Raw genomic sequence first — 13,601 nt, 5'->3', positions numbered from 1 at the left:
CCTCTCATTCAGGGACAATGACGGCGAGAATATCCAATCGGGCGGCAGCCGGAAAGGGGCGCCTCTACGCTTGGCGGTGCCTGACCGAAAGGTCAGGTAAGCGAGCCGCTCATTCAATCTGGACATGAATGTGGTCATCATGACGCGCGGCTCGGCAGCCTTGGAAGCGGACAGGGGCGTCGGTGATGCGAAGCGCATTCTTCAGATGCGGCTCGATGAAGATCTTCTGCAGGCCAAAGCGCGCGACGCCTTCCGTCGTCAGCCAGGCGATCGCTGCCGCGGTGCGCTGCTCCTCGATCTGGTAGGCCGGGAAGAGTGGCTGCAGGGCGTCGAAATCCCAACGCGTGGTGAGCCAGTCGTGGCGACCCGCGCAGGGCAGTTCGTCGCCCTGGGCGGGCTCCTCGAAGGCAAAATAGCCGATCGGGGAGCGTGTGGCGCCGTTCAGGAAGGCGCCGTCGGCATCTTTGTAATAATAGGCGAAATCGAGTTTTTTGCCGTCGGCATGAGAGAGATGCGGCAGCAGCGGAAAACCGTCGACGAAGGGAAAGTTCGCATCCAGCGCGACGGTAACGGTACCGGGAAACTGCTTATCCATGTGGGCGGCGAGTGCCCCTGCCAGATCGCGCAGTTCAGGCGTCACGTAGTTGCGGTTGAGCGCGCAGTAGATCGGCGAGCGGATGACCAGCGGATCGGCGGTGCCGACGAAGCAGGCAAGCGGAACCCGGCCAAACGCGGGAGCGGTGAGGTGCGCGACGAAGGTGCCGCCGGCGTAGAGAAGCAGAAAGAGCGCGAGGTTGGCGGCAAGTCGGCGCAGGCGCAAGGCGCGTGCGACGGCAAGCGTTATCAAATAGGTGAGGCCGCCGATTTGGGTGAGCAGCGTCAGAATGATGACGATCAGAGCGTGGAGGAAAAAGCGGAGCACGGGGCAGCCTTGTGGAGGGGGGGGCGTTGCCATAGGTGAGTGAGTGGGAATGCGCAAGATGGTCGGCGCATTCGCCTGACACTTCGAGTTTTGGCAGCCAGCGGCCTCGGGATGGCAAAACGGCTTATGTCGGCTGCCGAGACGATCGCCCGCGAGTTGTCCATCCGGCTCCTGCGTCTGGATACCAACAGCGCGCTTCCCGAGGCCCAGCAGCTCTATCGCGGCATCGGCTGGACCAAGATCGAGCGGTTCAATGACGATCCATAGCCGGATATGTTCGTCGAAAAGCGTCTTTGAGCGCGACCGGCTTTGTCCGGAAGTGGCTGCGATGGTGCTGTGCGATGCTTGTGCGCGGCCTCACCGTTGATGCCATTGCGGACATCCAAGGGTGAGGGCGCGGAGCAGGTTGCGAATATCCTCAGACGCGCATCGACAACTCAATGTCGTCTTCGAACGGGACCGACAGATAGCCAGCGGCGGCGGAGCGAACGCGGGCGAGATATTCGGGGCTGAGGTCGGCATTGTCAGCGACGATGAGGGCGCCCGGTCGAAGTCGGTCTTCCACCAGCTCCAGGATGTCACGATAGAGGCCCTTGGCGCCGTCGAGAAACAGGAGGTCGATGGTATCAGGAAGATCGGTGCCGAGGGTGTACAGGGCATCTCCCTCACGGATTTCGACAAGGTCGACGAGGCCGCCAGCCGTCAAGTTTTCGCGCGCTCGCCTCAACTTCGTCGGTTCGAACTCGCTGGTGATCAGCCGGCCGCCGCCATTGTCGCGCAGTGCTGCAGCAAGGTGGAGGGTCGAGATGCCGAAGGATGTGCCGAACTCGATGATCGTTTGAGCACGGCAGCTGCGCGCCAGCACATAGAGCAGCTTGCCAGCTTCGCGCGAGACAGGAAGCCAGAGATCCTTCAGTCGCCCGTAAAGGTCGAGATATTCCGTCTTGCTGCTGATCAGGCGCATCCGCTCTTCGCTGGTAAGCTCGGATACGGTGGGGCTCGTCGCCGCGGCGGCTTCTTCGAACAGGCGGTTGAGGAGAGGCGCGAGCGGCGCGGTGGTCAGTGTCGTCATTGAAGGGTTCCTTGGAATGATGAGGTTCTTGCGCTGGGTGAAAAATACGAATATTCCCTCGCATTTTCTAATCGCATTGCGGAGCGCCGCCATGAGCGACCGGCCAAGTACCCGGATTTCTTCACGAAAGCAGCCCAAGCAGGCCCGCTCGACGGAGCTCGTGGCGGCGATCCTCGATGCTGCTGCTCAGGTTTTGGCGCGTGAGGGAGCCCATCGCTTCACCACGGCGAGGGTAGCGGAGAGGGCGGGCGTCAGTATCGGTTCGCTCTACCAGTATTTCCCCAACAAGGCGGCAATCCTCTTCCGGCTGCAGAGCGACGAATGGCGGCAGACGAACGGCATGCTCGCCGATATTCTTGCCGATGCACGACGACCGCCGTTCGAACGGCTGCGCAGCCTTGTTCATGCCTTTCTTCGCTCCGAGTGTGAGGAGGCGGCGATGCGAGTGGCACTTCACGACGCAGCGCCGCTTTATCGCGATGCGCCGGAGGCGCAGGCGGTGAGGGCGTCGGGAGACCGCATCATCGGGCTGTTCATGCAGGAGGTGCTGCCATCGGTCCCGGAGGCAAGCCGGGCACTTGCCGGTGACCTGATCGTCACGACGCTCGCCACGGTGGGCAAGCAGTTCTCGGAGGCTCCCCGAAGCTTGAGCGAGATCGAAACCTACGCCGAAGCCATGGCCGACATGTTCGCCGCCTATCTTGAAAAGCTCGAATGCGGCCAGGACACGGTGAATTCCTAACAAAGGACCGCAACACGGCAAATGAGAGGCTTTCTGCGAGCCGGCCACGGATTATCGCAGCCCCTGTCACGGCGCAGGGGCAGCCCTGATGGACCATTTCGGATTCCTATTGGTGACCCAACTGCTTCGACAGTCCGGCAAAAAGCCGGTCGCGGGCCGTGTTCATCTGCACCAGATCGACGGCAACGGTGATGGCGCGGCGTCCTTCGAGGCTATTGATGTCGAGCTTTTTCTCGCAGCACCATTGCCGAACGGCATCGGTGACGATGGTTATTTGGCTGTCGTCGAGTGAAATAAGTGACAAGAGCATCTTCGTACCCTCTATGAAGCGGCAAGAGCACGACGGTCTCTCAAGCGGTCGTGCCGATGATCCGATGGGCCGATGACGCGTACTCTACGCTCATTCTGCAGCAATGCCACAGCTATTTGGACACGCTTAGTTGACCACAGGTCGCGAACAGGACTGCTGAGCGTTATGGTCCGCTGAGGCAATCCGGATGTCGCAGATAGCGAATGCCGGGATAGGGGATCGAGCGGGGACCCTGGCGTCGCCTTTTCGGGCTAACCCGTAAGACTTCTGCTCGGCGAGGCTCCGTTTGATCCGCACGGACGAGCGTCTGTTATAATCGCGACGATCCCCGGTCGCATGGCCTGGCCGAACTTTGCGAGGCGTCAGATGACTGACGTTCAGGAACGGCTCCTTGAGAGCAAGATGACTGAGATCCAGCAGGCCCGGTCCTGGAGCCCGCGGGGCCTCGCCGAATTCGAAAACCTGATCCGCAGCGGTGACGATCTGTCCCTCTACCGGATCAACCCGCTGGCTTTCGCGCACGACGTCTCCATTTCGGAGGCGGAAAGCATCGATCTCTTTCTCTATGCGACGCGCAGCGGTTTGTTCGAGATGAGCTGGGACGTCGTATGTCCGCAATCCGGAATGGTGCTCGATAGTTTCGGCGCCTTGAGAACGCTGAAGACTCACTATGTCTGCGGCCTGTGCGACGTCTCCGGCGAAACCGACCTCGACGATTTCATCGAAGTCACCTTCACAGTGTCGCCGCAGCTGCGCCGGCTGTCTTTTCACGATCCCGGCTCGCTCTCGGTTGAGGATTTTCACTGGAAGGCACGGTTTCTCAGCGATGCGCGAGTCCCCGGTCAGCAGGTCCGGTTCCTCGACGTCCTGAAAGGGCTGGTGCGCGGCCTTTCCTTCCTGACGCCGGGTTCAGTTACGACGATCAGGGCTGAACTCGGCCCAGGTGCGCTCGCTGGCATCAATGTGGAGACCCAGGCGAGCTTTACGCTGCCGGTGACAGGCCAGCCCGTTACGGCGCCGGCACTCCTCAGGATCGGGTACGACGGTCGGCATTTTTGCCCTTTGTCCTCAGCGGTTCGGCCCGGCCCGGTCATCGTCGAAGTCGAGAACTCGGCTGCCGCGCGCGGCTCACTACTCCTTATCAACTGGCCGCCCGAGATCCTGGCGCAGACCACCAAGCCGGTTCTCGATTTCGATCCTTACATGTCGGGCGGGATGCTGCTTGCGCGCCAGACTTTTAGGAGGCTGTTTCGCTCCGAATGCGTTGATGAAAGGGAGGGCCTCGGCATTCGCCAGGTGACGCTTCTCTTCACCGATCTCAAGGGTTCGACCGCGATGTACGAGCGGCTCGGCGATCTCAATGCCTATGCGCTGGTGCGCAAGCATTTCGCCCTGCTCGGCGCCACGGTGCAGGAGCATTCGGGCGCGATCGTCAAGACGATCGGCGACCCGGTGATGGCGGCCTTCTCCCGCCCAAGCGACGCCATCTCGGCTGCTCTGCATATGCTTGAAGAAATTGAGCGCTTCAACGGCGAGCATGGCGATCCCAGCATCATCCTGAAGATCGGCGCCCATTGCGGTCCGTCGATCGCCGTGACCTTGAACGACAACCTCGATTATTTCGGGCAGACCGTCAATGTCGCGGCACGGGTGCAATCATTGGCCGAGGCCGGCGAGATCTGTCTCTCCGAAGCCCTGTTTTCGGCGCCTGACGTCAGCCGGCTGCTCTCCGGACACAGGGTGGTCGCCTTCGAAGCTCCGCTTCGGGGCGTCGAAGGGATGGCATGCGTCTACCGGGTGATGCCGGCCTAATCCCAAGTCCGTTGATTTATGAAAGTCGTCATGAAAATGGACGACCGCGAGATGCGTGTGGAGAAGCCCATAAAAAAGCACGGGCAAAATGTGACGGGATCGACGCGAGGCGAGACGGCGATGGCAGACGCCTGGTTCTGACGCCGGAAAAAATATTCTTCCGGCGATGCTCACGCTCGAGATCGCCGGACTGGACCGGCGGCTCGCTTATTTCGCCAGTACGACATGCGTGGCTTTTTCGCTGGCGGCATGCTCGACGACGCGGAAGCCCAGAGCAGGAAGGTCGATGCCTGCAAACATCGCTTCGCCCTTGCCGAGCACGACGGGCGAGACGGCGAAATGCAGCTCGTCGATCAGACCCGCCTGAAGATATTGGCGGATGGTCGCCACCCCGCCGCCGATCTTCACATCCTTATCGCCGGCCGACGCCTTCGCCTGGTCGAGTGCCTCATGAATGCCGCCGGTGACGAAATGGAAGGTGGTGCCTCCCTCCATGACAACCGGTTCGCGTGGATAATGGGTGAGGATATAGGTCGGCGCGTGGTAAGGCGGGTTCGGACCCCACCAGCCTTTCCATGCGTCGTCGGGCCATTCGCCGCGGATCGGGCCGAACATGTTGCGCCCGAGAATGAAGGCGCCAAAATTGGCCATGGTGCGGGATGCGTAATCCTCGTCGATTCCGGATGAACCGTCGTCCTTACCCATCATCGCGCGGAAGGTGCGCGTGTGGAAGAACCACTGAAACATTTCCGACCCGCGCTTTCCGAGCGGATCATTCAGGCTTTGCTCCGGCCCAGCGCCGAAGCCATCCACGGAAACGGAAAACCCCGCGACGCGCACCTTAGACATGCTTTCCTCCATCTGATTGCGAATTGAAACTAGTTGTTATCTCGCACGAGTGATCCTATAATGCAACTGGTTTCTGCAGGAGATGCTTCGTGGATATAGAATTGCGGTCCGGCTGTCCGATCAACCTGACGATGGAGGTGCTCGGCGACCGATGGAGTCTGATTATTATCCGCGACATCATGTTCGGCAACCGCCGGCATTTCCGCGATCTGCTCAATCATTCGGAGGAGGGGATCGCCTCCAATATCCTGGCTGCCCGGCTGAAGCGGCTGCTCTCGCTCGGCTTCATCAGCAAGCGGGACGATCCGAGCCACAGCCAGAAAGCAATCTACAGCCTGACGGAACCGGCAATCCAGCTCGTTCCCCTGTTCGCCATGATCGGCGCTTGGGGCAGGCGTCACCTGCCGGTGAGCGAGGACCTCAGCATTCGCGCCGAGTTGCTGGAAGAGGGCGGACAGCCACTCTGGGACGAATTCATGGAGGATCTTCGGCGGATCCACATCGTCGATCCGATCGGCGGGGCAAACGGGACGGTGACTTCGCCGGTGCTGGCGAAGCTGACGGCGGCATTTCTGGTGGTGCGGGAGAAGATGGCGGCTGAGGTGGCGTGATTTAGGCGAAGGGTGGTGGTGGAAGGTGTGCGTTGCGACTAACTAATCTTGTCGCTTTGATCATCGACTCGTGGGGCTGGGGTTATGATCGTTTTCAACCTTCCAATAGGATTTTCCTGTTGTTGCTTACGTTTTCGTAAGTCCATTTCAATCCCCGTCGGCATTCCTGCCTGTTATAGTCGCTCCCAATCCGCTCTTTCAGATTGACTTGCAACGCCTGGCCGTCGATTTCACCGGTGATCGAACCTGTCCTTCCTTATCGCTTGATACAAGTTCGAATTCTCCGGCTCGGCCGTCTAGACAGTTGCACCCCCCTCGATAAATTCGCTCACCGGTCTCCAGCTTCCATCGATTTGTTTCCCCGGGCGTTTCCGAGGTGGGCGATGCTTACGGCCTTGCTGGGAAATTCAACAGTGCGGTGTCTCCTGATGTCATAGGTCACCTTGCAAATGCGGCCGCTCGGAAGGTTCGATCCCGGCTAGACAGCACGAGGGAGAGCCGCTGGGAAGCATTTACGTACCAACAAAAAGCCCCGCACGTAGATGCGGGGCCTTTGCAGTACTGACGACTGAATTTACCGGCACTGACGGCGCGGGCCGTAGCTCGGCTGGTAGGTGTTGTCGTAGGCTCGGTAGGACCGGTAGCGGGCGTAGCAATATTCAGCATGCGAGCTGTAGCCACGTGAACTGTAGGCGCCCGGCTGCGACGCGATGATGCCGCCGATGAGGGCGCCAGCCGCCAAGCCGCCAATGATAGCGCCGGTGTCGTCGTGGTGGTGGTGGTGCCAGCGGTGGTCATAACGGCGATCCCAGCCGTAGCGGTCGTCTCGGTAATAGTCGCGATCGCGGTGGTAATGGCGTCGCGGATACCACCTGCGGCCATTGCTGAACTGGCCAGGGCAGTTCGTGAAGTTATTGCAGCCGACCGCGATGATCCGAGCATCGCCGCCCCCGGTCTCCGGCAGCACCGCCTGTTGTACCGAGCTCGGTACAAAGACTGGGCCTGCAGATGCGGGCATTCCTGAGAATGCCGTCGCAATCGACAGGGCAATGATGGCGAATCTTTGCATGTTACTCACCTTAGGTAAACCGATGTATCAGGGACAACGTTGCGGGAGGGATTTGGTTTCATTTTGGGATGGATTCACCTTTCGTGGCTGAATATTCAGGGAAAAGTTCAAATTGAAAAAAGATGTCCAATTGGATCTTTACTGGGAAGCTCGATGATCTCGACGTAGCGGCGTTGCGGCGCCGGGGTAGGAAGGATCATTATGCAGCTCTCCAGAATTTTTGGCGTTCTCTGTCTCTCCACCAATTTGGCGCTCGCGCCCCTCAACACCATCTTTCCAGATCTCTCGCCAGGTTTCGCCAAGGGCGGCAACGGCGGCGGTGGCGGTGGTGGAAGCGGCGGCGGCAGCCATGGCGGCGGCAGTGGAAGCAGCGGCAGCCATGGCGGCGCCGGCAGCAAGAGCAGCGGCGGAAAGGATAGCGCCAGCTCCAGCGGCAAGACGACCGGCAGCCGCAGCGCGAAGAGCTCGGGCAAGTCGGTCGAGGCCGGGAAGACGAAATCGACCAAGCAGACCGTCAGCACGAAAGGCGCGGCCAAGAAGACGACTATCGCCGCAGCGCCTGCGACTAGGCCCGCGAAGAAGCCCGCGGCGGAACTCGCGGGACTGAATTCGCTGAAGCGCAATTACCACGCGCTGATGAATACCGCGGACCCAAAGATGGCAGCGATCGCGGCGTACGCTGCCGCTTACGCTCAGTATGAGTTGGCCAACGGGGTTGCCCCGCCGGCGGACGATCCTGTTCTCGGCGACGCCGCTCTGACGACAGCACTGGCTTCGGCGAACAAGACGGGCACGCTCAGCCCCGAAGCTTTGGCCTGGGCTAAGGACACGCTCGGCATCGGCACGGCTGTCGGCACGATCGACCAAATGAGAGACGCGTTGGCGGCTGCGGCGCCGGTCGCGGAAGAACCAATGGCGGAGACCCCGACGACGGAGACTCCGGCAACCGAGACTCCGACTGGCGAAACCGCCGAGGGCAGCGAGACGACAGATCCTAGCGCAACCGCGGAAACGCCGGAAGCCGAGACGGGCAGCACGGAAGAAGTATCGGGAACGACCGAATCGGCGCCGGCTGTAGATTCAACCGAAACCTCGGCCACAGCAACGAGTACCGAGGCGACTGGCCTCTAAATCACCGGAAATGGCTAGCGTATCGGTTCGAAATCGGCATAAATTTCCGGGCCGATACGTGGATCAAATTGTTAGCGCGCTTTTGTGCGTCTGAAACGAGGATCACGGGCAGGGTGTCGTGCGGAAACTGACGCGTGCCGTCAGACTCGCTTGCCGCCGGCAAGCAGTCGAAGCTGGTCTTCATCATGCACACCCTGCCGATAAAGCTCGATAATCAGGGCTCCGAGACGATCGGCTTCTCCGCCTGCTCTGTCGATATCGAGCCCGCTACACAGGGCTTCATGCACGCGCCTGCAAATATCGAGATCTGCGGAGGCGAGTGGTTCGTCACGCGTGCTGAAAAGCTTGTCTGACATCGCAATCAGCCCTTTTGGGATGCCGTGAATCGGTATTGTGCAAAAAGATAATTTCGCAGCCCTTGCTTCGCAAGATGGGCGAACGTCCGAAATCAGACCAATATGGGAGCCGCGGCAAGACGCGGCGCTGGGGTGGAGCTGAAATCAATCGGCGCCTCGGCCGGACGAAATAGGCGGGGCAGAAGATCTCTATTTGGCCGCGGGATCCTTACCGCCCTGCTGCGACAGGCGCAGCTCTTTCAGGCGTTTGGTCTTTTCCCGGCGAGCCCGCTGCTCCGCCTCGATGGTTTCCTTTGCGGCACGCTCGGTATTTTCGAAACGGTCCTGCCGGTAAGCCTTTGATGAGGGTTCACGTTCTCTTTTCATGGCCGCTAAACGCAAATCGACGAAAACGGTTTCATGATAAAACCGTTTTGCCAAAAAGCGGCGCGGCCGGCGGGCGCATCATCAGCGCCCGGCGACACGTCGGATCAGCCTTTGATAAAGGCGAGGATGTCGGGATTTATGATATCGGCATGGGTCGTGCACATGCCGTGCGGAAATTTCTCATAGACCTTGAGCGTCGCATTCTGCAGGAGCTTGGATGAAAGCAGCGCGGAGTCGGCGATTGGCACGATCTGGTCGTCGTCGCCATGCATGACGAGGCTCGGCACGGTGATGATCTTCAGGTCTTCGGTGAAGTCGGTTTCCGAGAAGGCCTTGATACCGTCGTAATGCGCCTTGGCGCCGCCGATCATGCCCTGGCGCCACCAATTGTTGATGATCGGTTCCGACACTTTCGCACCCGGTCGGTTGAAGCTGTAGAACGGGCCGGCGGGAAGGTCATGATAGAATTGAGCGCGGTTGGCAGCGAGCTGCCTGCGCAGGTCGTCGAAGACTTCGATCGGCAGGCCGCCGGGATTGGCTTCGGTTTTCACCATGATCGGCGGTACGGCGCCGATAATGACGAGCTTGGCGACCCGGCCCTGCGGCTGCCCGTGGCGGGCGACATAGTGGGTCGCTTCGCCGCCGCCGGTGGAATGGCCGACATGGACGGTATTCCTGAGATCGAGATGCTCGACGACGGCTGCGGCATCGGCAGCGTAATGGTCCATGTCGTGGCCGTCGGCCACCTGGGTGGAGCGGCCGTGGCCACGCCGATCATGGGCGACGACGCGGTAACCCTTGTCGAGGAAGAACAGCATCTGGGCGTCCCAGTCGTCGGAGCACAGCGGCCAGCCGTGATGGAACATGATCGGCTGGGCGCTCTTCGGCCCCCAATCCTTGTAGAAAATCTCAACGCCGTCCTTGGTTGTGACTGTGCTCATCTCATGGCTCCTTATAGTTGGATTTGACTAGCAGGCTGTCTGCAGGCGGGATTGGCAGCGCCACGAGCGCCGTGACGCCGGGATAAAAAAATCGCGCCTGGAATGGACAATATGATGTGCTTATTGAATGCCTCGTTCTACGCTATTGGTATAACATAAGTTTTCATGGTCTGTTCCAGGACGTTCAGTGCCCTGTTAACCTGTGACGGCGACGCAATATGGCGGCACTTGCCCGACTGCTTCGCCCTGCGACTTTCCTTCATCACGTTAGCTCGGCAGCACCGCGAGGCGGCCGAGCTAACGGGCAACGTCCGCAATGAGCCACTTTATTCCGGTTCTTGCAATCTATACGTTCGGGTAGGTGTGTTTCGCCTTCGGTTATGTTGTTGCGGATGCAGCGCGCTGGCGCTCACTTGAACAGGGATCGACGCCCAACCATCTAATCCTCACAACAACGCCATAGCGACGATCGCAACTGCGATTGCTTTGCCGGCGGCGGGACGGCCGTCTGCCGCCTGAGGATCAGAACATGGGTTACATGGAAAAGGATATAGTGCCCCAGAATGACGGGGCGCTGATCGATGCCTATTCGCAATCGATCGCAGCAGCAGTCGACACGGTCGGCCCGGCGGTCAGCCGGATCGAGCGGGCGGGTGGCCGGCAGGGGCACGGGTCGGGCTTTGCCGTCTCGCCCGACGGCCTGATCATTACCAACAGCCATGTCGTCGACGACGCCAAGGTGGTTCGCATCACGACGCCTGACGGATTCGTCACCGAAGGCCGGGTGCTCGGCCGGGATGTCGATACCGATATCGCTCTCATTCGCGCCAATGCCAGCACCGGGGCCTGGGCGAGGCTCGGCGATTCCCAGCGGCTGCGCAGGGGCCATATCGCGATCGCGATCGGCAATCCGCTGGGCTTCGAATGGACCGTCACTGCCGGAATCGTCTCGGCGCTCGGCCGATCGATGCGGGCGGCCAGCGGCCGGCTGATGGAGGATGTCATCCAGACCGATGCCGCGCTCAATCCCGGCAATTCCGGCGGGCCGTTGGTGTCTTCCGGCGGCGAGGTTATCGGCGTTAATACCGCCGTCATCCAGGGCGCACAGAGCATCGCCTTTGCTGTGGCATCGAACACCGCCAACTTCGTGGTGTCCGAGCTTCTCCGCTATGGTCAAGTCAGGCGCGCCTTCATCGGTATAGCAGGCGACACGATCGTGTTGCCGCGCCGGGTTGCGCTCGCGGCGGGTACGGTTCAAACGACATCCGTCCGCGTCCGCAGGGTCGAACCGGAGGGGCCGGCTGCAAAAGGCGGGCTGCAGGAGGGCGATTACATTCTCGCCATCGACGGCAACCCGGTCGGCGGCGTCGACGATATCGTCAGGTTGATGGATGGCAGCAAGATCGGCAGGGAGACCGAGATTTTGGTTTTCTCAGTATCCGGCCGGATCGAGAAGAAGATATTGCTGACGATGTCGCGGTCATGATGACTGTTGCCACGAAACGTTGCCGACAGCCTCGGCTTACCGAATGAGCGCGCGACCGCGACTGGCTCGTTGAGAAGGAGCCCTCCAGGCGCCAGCCATGACTTGGCGGTGAAAAGAGAGACACCGTTTCGTTACGTCAGGCGCTGACCGCCTCCGGCTCCGTCCCGGAAAAATCCACTGCCGCGAAGGCCGCCGCCAAGACCTCCGGGCCGGCACCGCTTTTTGCCGCGTCGGTAGAGAGGATCTGGCGGTAGCGCCGCGCCCCGGGAAGGCCGGTGAACAGGCCGACCATGTGGCGGGCCACGTGCTGCAGCCGGCCGCCGGCGGCGATATGACGCTCGGCATAGGCCATCATCCGGTCGCACAGCGCCTGCCAGTCAGGCTCGACCGCCGGCGCGCCGAAGAAGCGCCGGTCGACGTCAGCGAGGATCGCCGCGTTCTGGTAGGCGGCCCGGCCGAGCATGACGCCGTCGACATGGGCGAGGTGCTGGGCGGCCTCGTCGAGTGTGCGGATGCCGCCGTTGATGCCGATGAACACATCGGGCCAGCGCTGTTTTATCCGGTAGACGATTTCGTAGTCGAGCGGCGGGATCTCGCGATTCTCCTTCGGGCTCAAGCCCTTCAGCCAGGCCTTGCGAGCATGGATCCAGATCGCGTCGGCGCCTGCATCGAGAACGCGGGTGATGAGTTCCGGCAGCGCCTCTTCCGGCTCCTGCTCGTCGACGCCGATCCGGCATTTCACCGTCACGGGCGCGGTCGCGATCGCCTTCATCGCCGCGACGCATTCGGCCACCGTCTCCGGCGTCAGCATCAGGCAGGCGCCGAAGGTGCCCGATTGCACGCGGTCGGAGGGGCAGCCGACATTGAGGTTGATCTCGTCATAGCCATAGGGTTCGGCGATTTTCACCGCCTCCGCAAGTTTGGCCGGATCCGATCCGCCAAGCTGCAGCGCCAACGGATGTTCCGCCGGGTCATGGCCGAGCAACCGCTCGCGCGGGCCATGGATGATGGCGTCGGCCACCACCATCTCGGTATAGAGCAGCGCCTCCCGGCTGATCTGGCGGTGGAAATAACGGCAATGCCGATCCGTCCAGTCGATCATCGGGGCGACCGCAAATATCGGCCTCTTCTCAGTCATCGACGGTCCATTGTTCCTTGTAGCCGCGGCGCCTCAATGTTGGCGCCCTGCATCGCCGCTCCGGCGAGATCATCATTAAAGGCGCATATAACACCTGGCCTTGCGATGGACAAATCCAAGCGTGGCAAACAAAAACGGCGCCCCTTTCAGAGCGCCGTTCCTGCCGCCGAAGCGATAATCTAGCTTACGAAGCCGAGATGTTGACAGCCTTCGGGCCCTTGCCCATGCGGTCCGGCTCGGTGTCGAAGGTAACCTGCTGGCCTTCGCGCAGCGACTGGATGCCAGAAGCCTGCAGCGCGGAGATGTGGACGAAAACGTCCTTTGCGCCGCCGTCCGGCGTGATGAAACCAAAACCCTTGTCCTGGTTGAAGAATTTTACGGTGCCTTTGGTGGCCATTGGGATAGTCCTTTTCCCTTAGTCTGTGTTTATCCGCGCCCCCGAGAGGAAGCGGACGGCTTTAGCTTTCGTCCCGATTGGGGTTGGGTACGAAGGGTCAGTCGGAGAAGTCACGTACGGGGAAAGAACGTCTACGCAGGCGGGTATTCCCGCGCCCCTTCCGGAACGGAAGAGATACCACATCAGTCCAGTCACCGGCATGCAAATGCCCGAGTAGGTGGATTGGTGCCATCATTTCGGTCAAAATGCAAGCGTCAATATTGTGGCATGACCTTGATAATGACCGGAAATGCCGAAGATTCAGGTACTTGACAAAAAGTTAGCGGATCCTTGCGCCGACGTGCCATATCGGGATTCCGTGCCGAAACGGGATGAGGGGCACGTGGCCGCGCATGGATT

Annotated in this window: 15 protein-coding genes and 1 pseudogene; 6 read left to right on the top strand and 10 right to left on the bottom strand. The window is 60.8% G+C overall.

From position 1 onward, the window contains the following. Positions 1-109: 109 nt before the first annotated feature. Positions 110-955 carry a hypothetical protein gene (locus PH551_RS27000; RefSeq protein ID WP_285195766.1) on the bottom strand — a complete coding sequence of 282 codons (846 nt, stop codon included), beginning with the start codon at positions 953-955 and terminating at the stop codon, positions 110-112. 63 nt (positions 956-1,018) lie between these two features. On the opposite strand from PH551_RS27000, the pseudogene PH551_RS26995 reads away from it, so the two are divergent. Then, a pseudogene (locus tag PH551_RS26995) lies at positions 1,019-1,189 on the top strand (GNAT family N-acetyltransferase); the annotation flags it as partial. Positions 1,190-1,340: 151 nt separating this feature from the next. Here the strand turns inward: PH551_RS26995 and PH551_RS26990 are convergent. Beyond that, on the bottom strand, positions 1,341-1,994 hold the full coding sequence (locus tag PH551_RS26990) for an O-methyltransferase (protein ID WP_085780105.1): 654 nt from the start codon (positions 1,992-1,994) through the stop codon (positions 1,341-1,343). A gap of 91 nt (positions 1,995-2,085) precedes the next feature. Between PH551_RS26990 and PH551_RS26985 the strand changes: the two genes are divergently transcribed. Then, positions 2,086-2,736: a TetR/AcrR family transcriptional regulator gene (locus PH551_RS26985; protein WP_285195765.1), complete on the top strand. Its 651-nt coding sequence runs from the start codon at positions 2,086-2,088 to the stop codon at positions 2,734-2,736. 106 nt (positions 2,737-2,842) lie between these two features. On the opposite strand, the gene PH551_RS26980 is transcribed toward PH551_RS26985, so the two are convergent. Next, complete coding sequence (locus PH551_RS26980) at positions 2,843-3,046, bottom strand: hypothetical protein (RefSeq protein WP_285195764.1); 204 nt, start codon at positions 3,044-3,046, stop codon at positions 2,843-2,845. A gap of 366 nt (positions 3,047-3,412) precedes the next feature. Between PH551_RS26980 and PH551_RS26975 the strand changes: the two genes are divergently transcribed. After that, positions 3,413-4,858 carry an adenylate/guanylate cyclase domain-containing protein gene (locus PH551_RS26975; protein ID WP_285195763.1) on the top strand — a complete coding sequence of 482 codons (1,446 nt, stop codon included), beginning with the start codon at positions 3,413-3,415 and terminating at the stop codon, positions 4,856-4,858. A gap of 207 nt (positions 4,859-5,065) precedes the next feature. Here the strand turns inward: PH551_RS26975 and PH551_RS26970 are convergent, their stop codons facing one another. Next, a complete protein-coding gene (locus PH551_RS26970) occupies positions 5,066-5,707 on the bottom strand; it encodes a dihydrofolate reductase family protein (RefSeq protein WP_285195762.1) in 642 nt (213 codons plus the stop codon). An 89-nt stretch (positions 5,708-5,796) separates the two neighbouring features. Between PH551_RS26970 and PH551_RS26965 the strand changes: the two genes are divergently transcribed. Then, a complete protein-coding gene (locus tag PH551_RS26965) occupies positions 5,797-6,318 on the top strand; it encodes a winged helix-turn-helix transcriptional regulator (RefSeq protein WP_085778551.1) in 522 nt (173 codons plus the stop codon). A 574-nt stretch (positions 6,319-6,892) separates the two neighbouring features. Here the strand turns inward: PH551_RS26965 and PH551_RS26960 are convergent. Further along, entirely contained in the window at positions 6,893-7,387 is a 495-nt protein-coding gene (locus PH551_RS26960) for a BA14K family protein (RefSeq protein ID WP_285195761.1), read from the bottom strand. A gap of 201 nt (positions 7,388-7,588) precedes the next feature. Here PH551_RS26960 and PH551_RS26955 point away from each other — a divergent pair, with 201 nt between their 5' ends. Then, a complete protein-coding gene (locus tag PH551_RS26955) occupies positions 7,589-8,518 on the top strand; it encodes a hypothetical protein (protein ID WP_285195760.1) in 930 nt (309 codons plus the stop codon). 140 nt (positions 8,519-8,658) lie between these two features. Here the strand turns inward: PH551_RS26955 and PH551_RS26950 are convergent, their stop codons facing one another. The 3 genes from PH551_RS26950 to PH551_RS26940 all read right to left on the bottom strand — a co-directional run bounded on the left by PH551_RS26950 (position 8,659) and on the right by PH551_RS26940 (position 10,181). Next, the gene (locus tag PH551_RS26950) at positions 8,659-8,874 is read right to left on the bottom strand and encodes a hypothetical protein (RefSeq protein WP_085778548.1); all 216 of its coding nucleotides are present in this window, start codon (positions 8,872-8,874) and stop codon (positions 8,659-8,661) included. A gap of 189 nt (positions 8,875-9,063) precedes the next feature. After that, complete coding sequence (locus PH551_RS26945; protein WP_082240303.1) at positions 9,064-9,294, bottom strand: hypothetical protein; 231 nt, start codon at positions 9,292-9,294, stop codon at positions 9,064-9,066. Positions 9,295-9,344: 50 nt separating this feature from the next. Next, the gene (locus PH551_RS26940) at positions 9,345-10,181 is read right to left on the bottom strand and encodes an alpha/beta fold hydrolase (protein WP_285195759.1); all 837 of its coding nucleotides are present in this window, start codon (positions 10,179-10,181) and stop codon (positions 9,345-9,347) included. A 529-nt stretch (positions 10,182-10,710) separates the two neighbouring features. On the opposite strand from PH551_RS26940, the gene PH551_RS26935 reads away from it, so the two are divergent. Continuing rightward, a complete protein-coding gene (locus PH551_RS26935) occupies positions 10,711-11,667 on the top strand; it encodes a S1C family serine protease (protein WP_285195758.1) in 957 nt (318 codons plus the stop codon). 136 nt (positions 11,668-11,803) lie between these two features. On the opposite strand, the gene dusA is transcribed toward PH551_RS26935, so the two are convergent. Both dusA and PH551_RS26925 read right to left on the bottom strand, forming a co-directional pair. Continuing rightward, entirely contained in the window at positions 11,804-12,805 is a 1,002-nt protein-coding gene (gene dusA / locus PH551_RS26930) for a tRNA dihydrouridine(20/20a) synthase DusA (protein WP_285195757.1), read from the bottom strand. Positions 12,806-12,989: 184 nt separating this feature from the next. Beyond that, entirely contained in the window at positions 12,990-13,202 is a 213-nt protein-coding gene (locus PH551_RS26925; RefSeq protein WP_003540801.1) for a cold-shock protein, read from the bottom strand. Between the last annotated feature and the right edge of the window lie 399 nt (positions 13,203-13,601).

The organism is Rhizobium atlanticum (genome assembly GCF_030182485.1).
Classification (GTDB): domain Bacteria; phylum Pseudomonadota; class Alphaproteobacteria; order Rhizobiales; family Rhizobiaceae; genus Rhizobium.
This window is presented reverse-complemented; position numbering and strand designations above follow the sequence as displayed.